The organism is Bacteroides sp. D2, from assembly GCF_025147085.1.
In the GTDB taxonomy this organism is placed as follows: Bacteria; Bacteroidota; Bacteroidia; order Bacteroidales; family Bacteroidaceae; genus Bacteroides.
Genome location: NZ_CP102261.1, coordinates 1,417,610 through 1,434,105, shown reverse-complemented (window position 1 = coordinate 1,434,105; position 16,496 = coordinate 1,417,610). Strand labels below are relative to the sequence as shown.

At 38.9% G+C, this 16,496-nt stretch carries 10 protein-coding genes; 5 read left to right on the top strand and 5 right to left on the bottom strand.

The annotated features are described in order from the left end of the window. Positions 1 to 102: 102 nt before the first annotated feature. Genes NQ505_RS05050 through NQ505_RS05035 form a run of 4 tightly spaced genes read right to left on the bottom strand, consistent with a single transcriptional unit; the run spans position 103 to position 8,203 of the window. A complete protein-coding gene (locus NQ505_RS05050; RefSeq protein WP_004324139.1) occupies positions 103 to 1,737 on the bottom strand; it encodes a family 78 glycoside hydrolase catalytic domain in 1,635 nt (544 codons plus the stop codon). 7 nt (positions 1,738 to 1,744) lie between these two features. After that, positions 1,745 to 3,511, bottom strand: coding sequence for a hypothetical protein (locus NQ505_RS05045; RefSeq protein ID WP_004324140.1), 1,767 nt, complete (start codon positions 3,509 to 3,511; stop codon positions 1,745 to 1,747). Positions 3,512 to 3,513: 2 nt separating this feature from the next. Then, positions 3,514 to 5,124 carry a RagB/SusD family nutrient uptake outer membrane protein gene (locus NQ505_RS05040; RefSeq protein ID WP_004324141.1) on the bottom strand — a complete coding sequence of 537 codons (1,611 nt, stop codon included), beginning with the start codon at positions 5,122 to 5,124 and terminating at the stop codon, positions 3,514 to 3,516. A gap of 19 nt (positions 5,125 to 5,143) precedes the next feature. Continuing rightward, complete coding sequence (locus tag NQ505_RS05035; RefSeq protein WP_009001324.1) at positions 5,144 to 8,203, bottom strand: SusC/RagA family TonB-linked outer membrane protein; 3,060 nt, start codon at positions 8,201 to 8,203, stop codon at positions 5,144 to 5,146. A gap of 413 nt (positions 8,204 to 8,616) precedes the next feature. On the opposite strand from NQ505_RS05035, the gene NQ505_RS05030 reads away from it, so the two are divergent. Both NQ505_RS05030 and NQ505_RS05025 read left to right on the top strand, forming a co-directional pair. After that, positions 8,617 to 10,896 carry a GH92 family glycosyl hydrolase gene (locus NQ505_RS05030; RefSeq protein ID WP_083852357.1) on the top strand — a complete coding sequence of 760 codons (2,280 nt, stop codon included), beginning with the start codon at positions 8,617 to 8,619 and terminating at the stop codon, positions 10,894 to 10,896. Further along, positions 10,893 to 11,810 (top strand): DUF4380 domain-containing protein, encoded by a 918-nt coding sequence (locus NQ505_RS05025; protein WP_009001326.1) that lies wholly within the window; start codon positions 10,893 to 10,895, stop codon positions 11,808 to 11,810. The genes NQ505_RS05030 and NQ505_RS05025 overlap by 4 nt, the downstream gene beginning before the upstream one ends. 37 nt (positions 11,811 to 11,847) lie before the next feature. On the opposite strand, the gene NQ505_RS05020 is transcribed toward NQ505_RS05025, so the two are convergent. Further along, positions 11,848 to 12,426, bottom strand: a complete 579-nt coding sequence (locus NQ505_RS05020; protein ID WP_004324145.1) for a DUF4294 domain-containing protein — start codon at positions 12,424 to 12,426, stop codon at positions 11,848 to 11,850. 144 nt (positions 12,427 to 12,570) lie between these two features. Here NQ505_RS05020 and NQ505_RS05015 point away from each other — a divergent pair, with 144 nt between their 5' ends. Genes NQ505_RS05015 through NQ505_RS05005 form a run of 3 tightly spaced genes read left to right on the top strand, consistent with a single transcriptional unit; the run spans position 12,571 to position 16,381 of the window. Beyond that, complete coding sequence (locus NQ505_RS05015; protein WP_009001327.1) at positions 12,571 to 14,619, top strand: helix-hairpin-helix domain-containing protein; 2,049 nt, start codon at positions 12,571 to 12,573, stop codon at positions 14,617 to 14,619. Between the two features lie 43 nt (positions 14,620 to 14,662). Further along, positions 14,663 to 15,166, top strand: coding sequence for a sigma-70 family RNA polymerase sigma factor (locus tag NQ505_RS05010; RefSeq protein ID WP_009001328.1), 504 nt, complete (start codon positions 14,663 to 14,665; stop codon positions 15,164 to 15,166). A gap of 39 nt (positions 15,167 to 15,205) precedes the next feature. Then, positions 15,206 to 16,381, top strand: coding sequence for a FecR family protein (locus NQ505_RS05005; protein ID WP_009001329.1), 1,176 nt, complete (start codon positions 15,206 to 15,208; stop codon positions 16,379 to 16,381). Positions 16,382 to 16,496: the final 115 nt, after the last annotated feature.

The window sequence follows — 16,496 nt, the reverse complement described above, 5'->3', positions numbered from 1 at the left end:
TCTATATTCTTGTTTTACAAATATACAACATAAAAAGAGCGTTTCCAAATTTTTGCGATATACAGAATTAAAAGTATTTTTAGTTACTTGTATTGAATCACTTCACTTCTGAAATATTTCAGGGTATTTCCTGATAAAATAAACAGGTGTACAGCTCCAAGCGTGGCAATAACTGTTGATAGGATAGAAATCATATGGAGAAATAAAGTCGTTTGTAGGATCGTATGCCTCCCAAAAAGTATCGGCTCCTTTGGCGATCATCCCTCCCCAGTAATTGATTAAAGCCTCTTTTGCTTCGAGGTTCATTCCACAATCTATCAGCGATTGAATATAATAATGATACATATAAGGAGTGCCGGGATAACAAACATTTTGTGTTGTATCCAATGCTGATAAAGCCTTTTTGCCTTCGGCTTTACTGGCAACTCCGCTTAAAATCATCCATATCTGTGAAGCATAGGAAATCTGCTTGTCACCTGTTCCGACGAAAAGGCCGGTTTTCCGGTTGTATAAGTTTTTGCGGGCAGCCTTTATCATTTTGTTAGTTAATGCAGGCAAGTCGGCAACTTCTTTTTCTTTTCCGAGCAGTTGAGCCAGTTTATAGGATTCCTTAAGTGCGAATATGGATACTCCTTGTAAAGGAGCCTCTTTATACAAATCCTCTTTCCAATCGAAAAACACCCACCAGTCTTTCTTTACTTTCTCAAAATCCATCAATCCGTCGGCCTTGACATTGGTACGGACAATATCCAGCTGCTTTTTAGCCACAGGCCACAAGTCTTTGACAGTTTCCATATCGCCCGTTGCTTCCAGGTAGTCTTTCAATGTTACATTATACAGTAGCGCATATTCATAAAGAAACTGTTTGTCCTGGGCTCTCGGTACAGGATTTTCAATTACTGTAGCCAACAGATATCCGTTCAGGTCGCTCAATCCGGCCAACAAATACAAACACCGCTTTGTAAGGTCGTGTTGCTTGTAAGAATAATTGTTGCCAAGGGCTTCCAGATATAAATCGCCGATCCAAAGACGCTGATCTCTTTTCGGACCATCCTCGTAAACGGTTTGCATACATTCTTTCAATGTATTGAGCCCGACACGATCTATTTTCCTTATCATGGGATCAACTGCTTGCGGAAGCTCTTCAGGTATATTTTTGGCAGAAGTTTGAGCCATACATTTCATATCATGTATGTTGAAATCATAATAAGGAGAACTGCCCAACAACTCGATTTTTACGTAGCGGAAAGCCAGCCTGCGTGAAAGAGTGACTGTTTGCGGGACATACATTACAGAAACAACTTCGTCCTGAAGCCATGCCCTGCTTAAGCCTTCTTTATAAGAATCGAAAGGAACAGCTACTTCCGAAGGAACTTCCCCGAAAGTCAATTTAAACCTTAACGGACCGTCGGCTGCAAGCCCGGTGCTTCTTACCGAGAAACTAAAATATCCGGTCAGATGCTCTCCGAAATCAATCGTAATCTCTTTTTTCAGTCTGAAAGGCATAGAGTATAAAGAGTCGATAGGACTGACATCTACTGCTTTGTATTTCTGAAACGATTGTGTGTCGGGTACAATATCCACTACTTTCAGCGGCTTTTTCTCTGTGATTATAAGTTTCGGTTTATATTGTTCTGCTTTTTGTAGCCACTGCTTACGGTTGTTCCCATAATAGTCTTGTGCAAAACAAGCCAATGCGGTGAATACCAGTGTCAGGCTGAATAAGATCGATTTCATCATATTATTAATTCTCTTTGCTATCTATAACGTTCCAATTCCTGAAGTCATACACGCGTGATTCTTTTCCATGTGAAACATTCAGGAAACGTCCGTTCACCGCTTGTTCCATCCATGGGTTTGAATACAAAGGCCAATTTTCATAATCCACCTTTTCTCCGTTGACAAAACGTCCGTAATTATAGATAATTTTTAGTGTATCACCGCTAAGTGAGTGATAAATGGTCTGTCGATATTCTGGATTGGTAACGATGTATTCCAGTTTCGTTGTTTTCAGTATATCTTCTGCAAACAGATCCAGAGCTGTTTTCGTTCCTGTGGGTTGATATTTATCCGGCAAACAGGTTTCTATGACTGCGGCAGTACCACGTTGGTCGCAGCGTAACATCTTATGTTTTACTCCACGAAATACCCGGTCTTCGTCCCATGTGTATGGATGACAGAATTTTACGGCAAACAGAACACTTCCCCCGTCAAAGAATATCCAACCGGATTCGTCCTCTTTCATTTGTTTTATCGCGTCGATAGGCACTACTCCTGTCACATACGGATGAGGTTCTTCCGATTCTATTTTATACATGGCCAGCAACGTACCATTGTGTTGTAACACTTGTTCGCGGCAAGTAGCTCCGAAAAGGCTTTCGGCTGATCTACCATAATGGCTGATGTGAGTCAGGAAGAAAGTACTTGCCGGCGCATCCGATTCCCACACCAGTTTCCACCGGCGCATCTGCGCGCTCCATCCCAAGCTGATTCCATCCCATTGACTAGCCAATCCATACGTTTTGTTGATATATGTATATTTCTTGAATCCCCATGGATAATTGAGTTGTGCAAATGGAGTCATATCATGCGATTCTTTATGCACGTATGCCTTCTTTCTATCCGATGCTATATGCTGTATAATCTCTGGTACACGATAGGAAGAAACGGCTGCCAGTACACAGTAAAAACCTTCATTGTTCACAATCAATTCTCCGTTTTCATACTTTTGCTCTAATATCGGATTGGGACCTCCACCAAAAAACAACCAGCCCAAAAGTGGATAAGGACTCATCATGTGGGGAGAACAAGCAAAATAATATTCCCGTAAAGAGGAAGAAATGAAATAACCATTCAACCATTCGGGTGCCATGTTAAGTAAATGCCATTCAAGTGTCATTTGCACCTGTTTCTTAAATTCAGCATCCTTGCTGTGGTCGTACAAAGAAAGAAGGCAAGTGATATAGAATGTGCCGTACGTAGGAGAATCAAACTCTTTGATACCATAACGTACTGTCTTATCCATTACATCCATCAGTACTGAACGGCAATGTGCCATTACCGTGTCGGCTTTCCCCCAATCGGGGAAAGCCAGTGCGGTAAGATATCCAGCTGTTTTAAACATTAGTCTATGATTTTCTGTACTTCCATCTGCCAGGTAATCCTCGTTCGTCATGCGTTTCCGTACCTTTTCTTTCAGTTCTTTCGGGTACACAGACTGAAAGCGTAGGTACGCATCGATATTCTGATGACAATCGAACATATCGAAGGGTGCATCTTCCTGCATCCGGTTCAGCATATTCAGGGCATACTTGACATCTTTCTTTGTTTCCAGACGAGCCAGAACGAATCCCATTGCTGTCTTGATATCATTATCTCCCCAATATTGGTCATTCGGCCGGGCTTTGGAGTAATAATCAAGAAGATACTTTTTTCGCTCGTCAAAAGAAGACGCAGAGGTGAGAGAGAGGAACAGAAAAGCAAATGCCAGTAAAATCAACAGCTTTTTCATACTTAATATCCTTTACTTTGTTTCATTAATGGATTCGATCTCATTTCACTTTCAGGGATCGGAAGATAATAGTCCTGTGGATCATAATGTACAGTTCCTGCATTTGTTGAAGGGTATTTAGCCAGTTCCTGCTCCAGTATTCCCCAACGACAGATGTCATACCAACGGGTATTCTCAAAGAATAGTTCTTTGTAGCGTTCTTCTTGAAGTATTTCCATAGTGACAGTCGTAAAATCTTCTCCTTTGGTACCGGGTACGTCATAGTTGCTTTCACCCCATGCACGGCGACGGACTTTGTTTACATACTCGGTAGCTACATCTGCAGAGTTCAGTTTGAGCATAACTTCGGCATACATCAGATAAATATCTGCCAAACGAATGATGTCTACATTCTTGGTTGAGAACACAGGTGAAGACACATTATAGAAGTCGATATACTTGCGTTGGTAATATCTGTAAGTGGGGTCACTTGTATTCACTTGTTCAAATTCAGGTTTTGTAGTGGCAGTACTCCATTTTTTTACATTATAACCGTATAGTGTGGCTTCATTCAGTCGAGGATCGTTTCCGAATCGCGCTGCAGTGCGTTGATCGACGAAATAGTTGTTCCAGGCACCCGGAGCTCCTCCGAAAATACGAACCAAGTGATGTTGGGGGGCATCCTCATAAGCACTTCCTGATGAGAGATAATATTGTAGGGAGAAGATACATTCGGGGTTATTATCTGTATGCTGAATATAATCTGTAAAGTTGACAGGTTTGTCCAATTTAAAGCGGTTGTCACCTATCACTTTCTCAAATTCTATTTTGGCATTGGTAAAGTCGCTCATGTACAGATATACTTTTCCAAGTAATGCATGCACAGCCGGTCTTTGAGCCCATCCCTGGTCTTTGGTATAATCAGTGTCTGTGTAACCGGGACCGGGTATTGTAGTATTGACCGGGATCTGATTATCACCAATACAGGTTTCGGCTTTTTTCAGATCTTTGATTATCAATTGGTAACATTCTTCAATAGTCGATCTGGCAGTAATTGCATTACTAGCGTCTGCAACACCTTCTCTTAGAATAATTCCTTTTGCATCTTTATTATTTGGATAAGTTCCTCCGAAAGAAGGTCCTTGTTCTCCGAATAGGCGTAATAAATCGAAATGTATAAATGCTCTCAAAAATAAGCTTTCACCCTGAAAGTTCATTACCATTGTTTTTTTCTCTTCATCCAGTGCTTCCAAATCTATATGATCTATCAAGTCTAGCGTGAGATTGGTAGACGCTAAGGCCTTATAATATTTTATGTATGCCTCTTCTACATTCTTGTTGGTAGAAGTGAGTCCATTGATAGCCCATTGATTTCGTTGTTCTTCACCTAACCAATCGATATCCATTTCGTGTGACATGGTTGCCATATATTCGGTCTGTCTCCCATAAAGATGGATAGAACCGAGAGACCTGTAAGCACTTCCTAAAAACTCGCCTAATTTTGTGGGGTTTCTTTGTATAATTTCTCCAATATTATCGTCCGATACAGACGTTGTTAGAGGATGATCCAGAAAATCGCTGCATGCTGATGTCAGAAGCAGACATCCTGCTATGAACATATATTTAATTTTCATATTTATATTTTTTATCTGATTAAAAACCAACATTAAGACCAAATGAAATAGACCGGGATTGAGGGTATTGAGTTAAATTATAAACTCCCTGTTCAGCATTGTTATTACCTATAAATTCAGGATCAAATCCTTTGAATTTGGTGAATGTCAGTGCATTTTCTACTCCTACATAAATTTTCAGTTTTGATAATTTCATTTTAGATACTATTGATTTTCCGAAACTATATCCTAACTGAATATTTTTTAATCTTAAGTATGAACCGTCCTCAACCATGTATGAGTTGGGTAACTGATAGTTGTGAGTAGCATTACCCAGACGAGGCTGGCTGGTATGGGTATTGTTGGGTGTCCATGCATTCCACACATCCGGAGTTGAGTTCCAGTCGGCATTCATATTTTCCAGGCATTGCTTGGTATTGTTGTATATGTCTCTGTCGGCTACACCTTGCCAGTTCATGTTGAACTCAAAACCCTTGTATTCCAAGTTTACATTGAATCCATATACGTATGTTGGCCAAGGATTACCTATTGAAGTCATATCTTCATCATTGATACGTCCGTCTCCGTTCAAGTCTTTAAATTTAATATCTCCCGGGCCTATGTTTCCTGCATCGTATGCTACTCCCCATTTTTCCATTGATATAGCATTCAAGGCATCTATTTCTGCTTGTGTTTGATATAGTCCGTCTGCTACGTATCCCCAGAATGCTGCTACTGGTCCGTTTACGAGCGTACGATTGAAGTTTCCTCCGGACAAATAGCTGGCATTACCAATGTTTAATACTTTATTCTTGTTGTATGAGATATTTCCACTTACGAGGTAGTTAAAATGATTAATTGAACCTCTGTATGACAAAGCCAACTCAATACCTTTGTTACTAATTTCTCCTTTGTTCAATTTATAAGTATTGCTACCAACACCGATAGTTGAAGGTAATTTTTGTTCGATCAATGCATCGCGGGTTTTCTTGTTATATAAGTCGATAGTAGCTGTGAAAGCATTATTCCATGCACCAAGGTCTATTCCTATATTGGTTATTCTTGTTTTTTCCCATGTTACGTCTTTATTTGGAGTTTTTTGGGCCAGCCAAGTACCGTTGGTTTGCAATTTATATTCTTGTCTCCACCAGTTTTTGTCGATACTGTTGTTTCCTATTTCTCCGATACCAAATCTTAGTTTCAGATCATTTATTTTTTCCACTTTAAAGAACTTTTCATTGGCTATGTTCCAACCGATAGAAACAGACGGGAAGAAAGCACTTCTTTTGCCCGGAGCGAATATGTCACTGGCATCATTTCTGAAGTTTGCTGTTAGCAAATAACGATTATCATAAGCGTAAGTAATACGTCCGAATAGAGAGTAGCTGCTGCCTGTGCTCCAAGCGTTGGTACCATCTCTATGATCGGTAAGAGCAGTACTTCTTAAGTCTTGAGCCGGTATACCCCATTCAGCATATCCTGATGCGTCATCATTGCGTGATTCTCTTACTTCAAAACCGATCATTGCTCCAAGATCGTGTTTACCGATTAATGTATTGTAGTTTACGTACGTGTTTAATAGATAGGAAGTACTTTGATTATGAGCATAATCCAATTGATGTCCTTGAATGTTTTTTCCTTCTACAAAATCAATTGAGTTGGTTGATATACCTCCAAATGTGTTATATAAGAACTGCGAAGTCGCATGATTGCTAAGAGTTCCTGTCAGGTTGGTAGTCCATACCAGTCCTTTTATCGGGGTGATGATTGCTTGTAAGTTTCCCCATGCAGTATTCCATTTTTCCCAATGATCTTTCAGGTCTGCACTTTCTAACGGATTTCCTCCTTGCCAGTCAATGGTTTCTTTAAATTCGTCTGTGAAGTATCCATATCCTGTATTCATCGGGTTAGTGTCGTCATATACATTCATCGCCGGGTTGGCACGTAAGATATGTTGCCAGTCCAATGCATTGTGTTTCCTTTTCGAGTGATTGAAATTTACAGTTTGGCTGAACTTCAACCATTTCAATGGAGTTTGTTCAAATCGGGCCTTGATGGCCCATTTTTTATAGTTTGTATTTACAAAAGTACCTTCATCATTGGAATACATAGCTGAAAGGAAATAAGATGACCTGTCAGAAGCTCCGGAGATGTCAATGCTATGGGAATGTTCTATTCCGGCGTTAAACATTACTTCTACCCAGTCGGTATTAGGCAGTTGAGATACCTCATTGGGAGTCAGGAAATAGAATGATTTAATATCGTTAGTTGTAGGTTCACCCTTATCCGGATTGTTAGACATCCATCTGGCTTTGTACATATCAATGTAGCCTTGGGTTCCCAGCGTTTCTGGTAGTCCGAGTGCATGGTTTACTTTTACATATCCGTTGTAGTTTACAGCTATTTTTCCTTTAGATCCTTTTTTGGTTGTCACTAACACGACTCCATTGGCAGCTTCGATACCGTAGATGGCAGCGGATGCAGCGTCTTTCAATAATTGAATAGATTCTACTTCGTTAAAGTTGTCCAGTGGCATTCCGGGGACTCCGTCAATAATCCAAAGCGGAGTGGCTTTGTTCAGTGTTCCTACACCGCGCATGATGATAGAAGAACTTGCACCGGGCTGCCCGCTTTGCCTTGATATATATACAGGAGCTTTTCCTTGTAAAGCCTGTGAGGCATCATTGGTAGACATCGTGTGTAAGTCGCGTGATCCCAAAGATGTAATGGATCCTGATACATTAGCTTTCTTTTGTACACCATAACCCACTACGATGACTTCGTCCAACTGTTTAGAATCTTCGGCTAATACGATTTTCAGATTTTTACTTTGATTATTTACAGCAATTGTTTGCGTAGCGAATCCTACATAGCTGAAGGTCAGATTTCCTGTAGCATTTTTCAGCTTAATCGAAAACTTACCGTCCATGTCGGTTATTACTCCGTTTGTAGTTCCTGCTTCAGTTACTGTAACACCTACCAGCGGTTCATTCTGATCGGAAACGACAGTTCCATTGACTGCTGTACCTTGTGCGCTTACATATTGTATTCCAGTAAGGAATATCAATATCAAAAGCTTAACCTTTAAGCATTTTTTCATTGTTTTAAATTTTAAAGTTATACAAGAAATGAATTTTGCTGTAAAAGTATTGTTTTAGGGCAATGTAGCCGAATAAAAAAAGGAATAAAGTAAAGACAAAACGTGAACAAAGTGCAAACAAAAAGTGCTTTGGTCGATGGTTTGGCTGATGATCGCTGTTTTGTTTATCTCTCAATTAGGATAAATGTTTTGTGTTCTGGGGTGATTGTATCGGGAGTTTGTTTTTTCTTTGTAGTGGTTATGACTTAAATAGGAATGAACTTGAGACTAACTTTCTGTATATGTGGTTATTATATTGATTTGTTCATGTTTTGTTTGTGTTTTGATTTTCCTTTTTCTCTTTTTTCTTAGCCTTTTGTGGGTGTATGTACGAGGAATTCCGGATAAATTTGCTTCATAAATATTGGAGAAAGATGAGAAAAATAATATGGACCATCATGGCGTTATGTACCCTATCCGGGTGCAAGTACGAAAATAGCACAATTAGTGCGGATAGTTTGTTAGACTTTGTCGATCCGCTGATAGGAACAGGCGGACATGGACATACGTTTCCGGGGGCAGCATACCCTTTTGGAATGCTACAATTAAGTCCTGATACAGGACTGGAAGGATGGGACTGGTGTTCCGGGTATCATTATTCTGATAGTTCGATCATTGGTTTTTCTCATACGCATCTTTCGGGTACAGGACGTTCCGACCTGATGGACGTAATGTTGATGCCTGTGACGGGAAATTTGAAATTAAGTCCGGGATCGAAAAGTAAACCGGATGAAGGGTATCGTTCCCGTTTTTCACATGATGAGGAGTCTGCATCTCCGGGGTATTATAAAGTAAGGTTGAAAGATTATGATATTATGGCCGAACTGACAGTATCGCCTCGTTGCGGTTTCCATCGTTATACATTTCCTGAAAGTGAATCTTCTCATATTATATTGGATTTATCACATCATTTTGCGACTGATTCTGTGCTTTTTACTTCTATAAATAAGATAGACAGTTGTACGATAATAGGTGAGAGAAAAACAAAAGGTTGGGGTGAACCCGGAGAAAAATACTGGAGTGAGCAACAACTGTTTTTTGCTTTAAAAGTATCTAAGGTATTTGACTTGTCCATTGCTACAGATGAGCAGTTTATTCAGGAAAAGCAAGCTTCCGGTAAAAATATAAAAGCTATTCTTAATTTTGAAACCTCGCTCAATGAGATGGTGTTAGTAAAAGTAGGGATTTCTGCTGTGAGTGCGGAAAATGCACTCCAAAATCTTTCGGAAGAAATACCGCATTGGGATTTTAACAAAACGCTTAGTGAGACACAGTCAGTTTGGGAAAAGGAATTATCAAAGATTAAAGTAGGAGCTCCTGATAAAAATAAAACAATTTTTTACACAGCTTTGTACCATTCTTTATTGGCTCCTTATTTATATAATGATGTGAATAAAGAGTATTTGGGATTTGATAAACAGACACACATGGCCGAAGGGTTTGATAATTATACGGTGTTGTCGCTGTGGGACACATTTCGTGCTGAAAATCCATTATTAACGTTGATTGCTCCAGATAAGGTGAATGATCTGATACAATCCATGCTTGCGCAATATGAACAGTATGGGCTACTGCCAGTGTGGCCATTGTGGTCAAATGAGACAATTTGCATGATTGGTTATCATGCTGTTCCCGTCATTGTAGACGCTTACTTCAAAGGAATAAGAAATTATGATGTGGAAAAAGTGTATCAAGCTATGAAGACATCAGCCATGCAGGACAACTTTGGCGTGAAAGAGTTGAAGCAATACGGCTATATTCCTTATGATGTTTATAATAAATCTGTTTCTACAGCTTTGGAATATTGTTATGACGATTGGTGCATAGCTCAAATGGCGAAAGACTTGGGTAAAATAGATGATTATAACTATTTTATGAGACGGTCTTCCGGTTATAGAACATACTTTGATAAAGAATATAAATTAATGAACGGTTTTTCAAGTCAAGGTAGCTTCCGTCGTCCTTTTGATCCTTTCTTTTCATCTTATGGGGAATGTGATTGGGTGGAAGGGAACTCGTGGCAATATTCTTTCTTTGTTCCTCATGATGTGCAAGGATTGATAAATTTGTATGGAGGCAGTGAAGAATTTGCTAGTGTCCTTGATACTTTGTTTTCCATGCCTGTAGGTATGTCAGGTCATGATGTTCCAATAGACATAACCGGGCTTATCGGTCAGTATGCGCATGGCAATGAACCTAGCCATCATGTAGCTTATCTTTATAATTATGCGGGTCAACCCCATAAGGCTCAACAGCGATTGCATGAAATCATGTCTACTTTATATACCGATCAGCCGGATGGATTGTGTGGTAATGAAGATTGCGGACAGATGTCGGCTTGGTATGTTTTCAGTGCGATGGGATTTTATCCTGTGAATCCGGCAGAAGGAATATATATATTGGGAAAGCCGATGGTAGAAAAGGCTGAAATTTCGATTGGAGACAAGTCTTTTAAAGTAAAAACAGTAGGTTGGAGTGATGAGAACATATATGTGCAATCGGTGAAACTAAATGGTAGAGCTTATAATAAACTTTTTATTACACATGCCGATATAGTAAATGGAGGGACCTTAGAATTTACGATGAGTCCGGTTCCGGGTAACTTTAAACATGCTATATTACCTCCGTCTATGTCCGAAACTCTGAACGAATGATGAGAACCCCGAAAATTCTATTATTTCTCTTTATATCTTGCTTGTGCTTTGGTTGCCAATCTTCTTTGCGAAGAGAAAGCCGGATAGAAAAACAAGATGATGTGTATGTTTTGTCTTTTGCTAATCTTTCTTTCAGTGTATCGGCGGGAAAGGGTGGTCGGATTGTTTCTTTTAAATGTGAAGATAGGGAGTTGTTGACTTCTGATTCTGTACATAGTAAATATTATGGAGCAACGTTTTGGTTGTCTCCTCAATCTGAATATTGGCCTCAATATCAATGTGTTGATGAGTTACCTTACCAAGCAGAGATAGATAAACAAATTCTTCGGTTGGTAAGTTCGCCGGATTCGATAAGCGGTGTATCTGTCACCAAAGAGTTTTCTATATCGGAAAGAGATTCATCTATCTTGATTCATTATTCTGTCCGGAATGTATCTCGTCAGCTAAAGAGGCTGGCCCCTTGGGATGTGACGAGAGTGTATGGAGGTTTGAGCTTTTTTCCTGTAGGAGAAACGGATCAGATGAATAAATCTGATGTAACAGGAGGGTATGAAGATAAAGGTATGGTATGGGTTCCGTGTCCGGATGGTACTAATGAACGCGGTCAGAAGTTATTCTCGACTGTTTATGGAGGTTGGATGGCACATTATTATAGAGGGCTTTTGTTTGTTAAATGTTTCCCGGACATTAGGCCGGATGAGGTTCCTCCCAGGCAAGGCGAAGTAGAAATTTTTGTAGCACCGAAGGGACGTTATCTAGAACTCGAGAATCACGGAAAGTATGTAGAGTTGCAACCTGGAGGGTCCTTGATGTATCGACAAAAATGGTTCTTGAAAGATGTATCCGATAAAAAACAATCTGATTGGATTGACAATCTGAAAAGACAGATGAATGAGCCAAAGGTGCATGGGTAAAATTTGTTCTTTCCTGTATTTATAAAATGTTGTTGAATCAGATCTGCCCGTTCTCCACCATCAACACTACACGTTCCGTTAGTTTGTCTTCACCTTGCGGATCATATTCTTTTTTTAAACTGGCTCCGAACAATGCAGCAAAAGTCTGATAGAATCCCGCTTTGAAAGGTCCCATAAATGCTTTCACCAGTTCATAGCTGGTAGAATTGCTTTGGCGGTCTATTAATTTAATCAACAGTTTTCCCTGTGCAAAAGAAAGTTTCTTCATTCGGGGAGTATATTGATCTTTCAAGCCTTTTTCAACACGTTTGATATGTTTCTGGCGGGCTTTCTCATTGGGTAATGTCTGAAGATATTCGTAAGTTTCGATGATGGCCTGGTTAATTTCTCTGGAGATAGGATATACCTTTTTCACATTGCGGATCAGGCGATAATATTCCTGGCGTTCTTTTTCATTCTTGAATTTCAACGGACGGAAAATATACACAGTTCTTAACTGGACACATGGAATGGTATCTCCGTTGTAGATGCACATCGGAACCAAATATCCATTGATGCTTTGTTTTTCTTGAGCTTGCAGGCGCAACGAACAACAAACAATAGCAAACAGCGTCATTACTACTATGTTAAGCCTTCTTTTCACGATACAAAAATAGAATTAAAATTTTATTATTCAGACATTTCTCTTCGATGTTAACCTATTTAAAGTATCTTTGCGCCCTTATCTGTTAAAAAGCAGGAAGAATAAACCATTTTATTGATGAAAACGATTCAACTTTTACGGTTGATAAGTATTATAAACAGCCTGTTAATAATTCCTGCTTGTAGTGCTCAAAACCCTTCTGAAAGTCTTTTAGAAGATATTCTTGAAGATTTATCTGTTAATAACGGAACTGATAACTCTGTTAATACTCCTAATTGGGAAAATGAATTGGAAGAACTTTCCAATCGTATGCAAGAACCAGTAAATTTGAATGTTGCTACCCGTGAACAACTCGAACAGTTTCCTTTCCTTAGTGATATTCAGATTGAACATCTGTTGGCCTACATCTATATACATGGACAGATGAAAACCATCTATGAACTTCAACTGGTAGAAGAGATGGATAAGCAAACAATCCAGTATTTACTGCCTTTCGTCTGTATAAAAGCTATTAACAATGAATCTGCTTTCCGGTGGAAAAGCCTGTTGAAAAACGCAGCGAAGTATGGAAAGAATGAACTCTTAACCCGCTTTGATATACCATTTTATAAGCGAAAAGGTTATGAACATACCTATTTAGGACCTTCTGTTTATAACTCTGTGAAATACAGTTTCCGATACAGTGACCGGCTCTATGCAGGAGTCGTTGCTGAAAAAGATGCCGGAGAACCTTTTGGAGCTTTACATAATCGCTACGGCTATGATTATTATTCCTTTTATCTGTTATTAAAAGATTGTGGACGATTAAAAGCATTAGCTGTTGGTAACTATCGGCTTAGTTTCGGACAAGGTCTGGTGATTAGTACTGATTATTTGATGGGAAAAACAGTTTACGCTTCTTCTTTCAATAACCGTAATAGCGGGATAAAGAAACATTCTTCTGCTGACGAATACAACTATTTTCGAGGAGTAGCTGCCACTGTTTCTTTGACAAAAGATTGGGATATTTCTGGTTTCTATTCACACCGTTCTCTGGATGGAGTAATCACTGATGGAACAATCACTTCTATCTACAAAACCGGGCTGCATCGAAGTCAAAAGGAAGCGGATAAAAAGAACCTGTTCACCATGCAATTAACAGGTGGACACGTGAGTTATCAACACAACCGTATCCGATTGGGTATCACCGGTATTTACTACCTTTTCAACCGACCATACGAACCGGAATTAACAGGTTATTCCAAATACAATCTTCATGGAAATAACTTCTATAATCTGGGAATAGATTATGCTTACCGATGGCATCGTTTTTCTTTTCAGGGAGAGACGGCAATCGGAAAACAAGGTTGGGCTTCTTTGAATCGTTTGCAATATTCACCGGTTCAAAACACTCAAATCATGTTGATACATCGGTTTTATTCTTATAACTATTGGGCTATGTTTGCCCATTCATTCGGTGAAGGAAGTACGACACAAAATGAACAGGGATATTATATCGGCTTGGAAACTTCTCCTTTTGCTTATTGGAAGTTTTTCGCCTCATTCGATTTATTTTCCTTTCCGTGGAAAAAATACAGAGTGAATAAACCCTCCCGCGGAACAGATGCTCTGTTCCAAACCACTTTTACTCCATACAGCAATTTATCCATGTATCTAAGGTATCGTTATAAACAAAAAGAGCGTGACTGGACAGGTAGTAAAGGAACACTAACACTTCCTATTTTTCACCATCAACTTCGCTATCGTTTGAACTATTCTTTGGGAGATGTGTTAAGCAGTCGTACAACTTTAGATTATAATCATTTTCATTCTCAGGACAGAGCTGCTAATAAAGGATATCAGGTTACACAAATGATATCCTCCCAACTGCCTTGGGCCAGGCTGTTTGCTGACGTTCAGGGCAGTTACTTTTTTACAGACGATTATGACTCGCGTGTATATGCTTCGGAAAGCGGATTGCTTTATACGTTTTATACTCCGTCTTTTCAAGGTCGTGGATTCCGGTGTAGTATCCGTTTGAGATATGAACTGAACAAACACTTTCTATTGATAACCAAGTTTGGAGAAACCATTTATTTAGACCGGAATGAGATTGGTTCCGGCAATGATTTAATCTATGGAAATAAAAAAGCAGATGTACAAATGCAACTACGTATTAAGTTTTAATGTATATTTGTCTGCCAGAAATAACAGAAGAATACGATATTAAATGGATGACAGGGCTACTTTTGACAAAATGTTTAATGAATGGTATGCACAGTTTGTATATTTTGCATACTATTTCATAAATGATGCTGAAGTATGCAGGGATATCGTAAGTGATGCTTTTGAGTATTTGTGGCGTAATTATGAAAAGATAGAAGAAGCAACGGCGAAAACTTATCTTTATACAATCATCCGTACACGTTGCATAGATTACCTTCGCAAGCAAAATATTCATGAAGAATATGTAGAGTTTACTGCGCAATTGACTGATAAAATGATAGAAGGCGATTCGCAAAATTCTGATTCTCGTGTTTTGCGTATTCGTGAAGCTATGAAGAAGTTGACTCCTTATAATTATCATATTTTGGAAGCATGCTATATTCATAATAAGAAATATAAAGAAGTAGCCGAAGAATTAAATGTAAGTGTCGCGGCTATTCATAAGAATATAGTAAAGGCTTTACGTATTCTTCGCGAAGAATTAGGCCAAAAGGGTAACCGGAATTGACTTTAAAACGTAAATATATATAGATTGAATACATTATTTATGGATGAAAAGAATATAAATATAAGTAAGTCGGAAGAAGAACTCCTGGAAATTATGGAGAATCGTTCGCGTATAACTGCTGGTCAATTGCATAATTTGGAAGAAGATGAGGAATGTTTGCAAGCATGTTCTGATTTGACGGAGGTTGTGATAGAGATGCAGAAAGAGCAAAATTTACTGGCAATTGATGTCCGGAAAGAACTGGCAGATTTTCGTAATAAACATTCTAAGAATGATCGAAGAAAAAATACACGCATACTGTGGGCTAGTGTCACAGGTGTAGCGGCGGCTGTTGCTATCATTTTAGTTTTGCGTGCAATGATGATTTCCTCACAACCGGAAATCATTAAAGTGTTTCAAGCCAATCATATTGCCCGGGAAGTCACTTTACAAGTGAATGATGAGAAAGAAATAAAGCCATTGAAAGAAGTGGTAGAATCTCTTTCGTCTTACTCTACTGCGCAGTTGTCTTCTAAGGAAATAGATTATAGTCGTGCTCTCCTTCAGACAGAAACCAAGGAAGTAGGGAAACAGAAAGTACAGATACATAGATTAAGTATTCCTAGAGGAGAGACATTTAAAGTTGTTTTATCCGAGGGGACTGAAGTATTTTTGAATTCAGACAGTCGTTTGGCTTATCCTACTGTTTTCAAAGGAAAAGAACGAGTCGTCTCTTTGGAAGGTGAAGCCTATTTTAAAGTTGCTAAAGATGCAGCACATCCTTTTATCGTGAAAAGTGGAAATCTGCAGATTCGTGTATTGGGAACGGAATTTAATGTACGTAGCTACTCTCCTACTGATGTCCGTGTTACGCTCATTACAGGAAAAGTGGCTGTGAGCGATACTTGTGGAGTCCATAGTGTTGAAATGGTGCCAGGACAAAGCGTACAACTTTCTTCTGACGGAACATTTGCCGTGAATGAGGTGGATATTGAATCATTTTTGTATTGGAAGGAAGGATTTTTCTATTTTGACGATGTTGCTCTGGTTGACATGATGAAAGAAATAGGACGTTGGTATAATATAGATATTGAGTTCCGCAATAGCAAAATCATGGATCTTCGTATGCATTTCTTTGCAAATCGTCATCAGGACATCTTTCACTTGATTGAATTATTGAATCGAATGGAGAGAATACATGCTTATTTTGAAGCAGGAAAACTAATTATCGAATAAAAAGCAAGCAAAAAGATATAAATCTGAATAGAAAAATATATTTCTGAAAAAAAACTATTTTAAGGGTAACCATTCTTTTTTAAACTTCGTATACAATTAAAAGAATGAAATATTA

What these genes read in the sequence shown, in the direction of transcription:
- NQ505_RS05050 (WP_004324139.1), bottom strand. Translation starts at nt 1,737, where the DNA reads ATGAAATCGATCTTATTCAGCCTGACACTGGTATTCACCGCATTGGCT.
- NQ505_RS05045 (WP_004324140.1), bottom strand. Translation starts at nt 3,511, where the DNA reads ATGAAAAAGCTGTTGATTTTACTGGCATTTGCTTTTCTGTTCCTCTCT.
- NQ505_RS05040 (WP_004324141.1), bottom strand. Translation starts at nt 5,124, where the DNA reads ATGAAAATTAAATATATGTTCATAGCAGGATGTCTGCTTCTGACATCA.
- NQ505_RS05035 (WP_009001324.1), bottom strand. Translation starts at nt 8,203, where the DNA reads ATGAAAAAATGCTTAAAGGTTAAGCTTTTGATATTGATATTCCTTACT.
- NQ505_RS05030 (WP_083852357.1), top strand. Translation starts at nt 8,617, where the DNA reads ATGAGAAAAATAATATGGACCATCATGGCGTTATGTACCCTATCCGGG.
- NQ505_RS05025 (WP_009001326.1), top strand. Translation starts at nt 10,893, where the DNA reads ATGATGAGAACCCCGAAAATTCTATTATTTCTCTTTATATCTTGCTTG.
- NQ505_RS05020 (WP_004324145.1), bottom strand. Translation starts at nt 12,426, where the DNA reads ATGACGCTGTTTGCTATTGTTTGTTGTTCGTTGCGCCTGCAAGCTCAA.
- NQ505_RS05015 (WP_009001327.1), top strand. Translation starts at nt 12,571, where the DNA reads ATGAAAACGATTCAACTTTTACGGTTGATAAGTATTATAAACAGCCTG.
- NQ505_RS05010 (WP_009001328.1), top strand. Translation starts at nt 14,663, where the DNA reads ATGGATGACAGGGCTACTTTTGACAAAATGTTTAATGAATGGTATGCA.
- NQ505_RS05005 (WP_009001329.1), top strand. Translation starts at nt 15,206, where the DNA reads ATGGATGAAAAGAATATAAATATAAGTAAGTCGGAAGAAGAACTCCTG.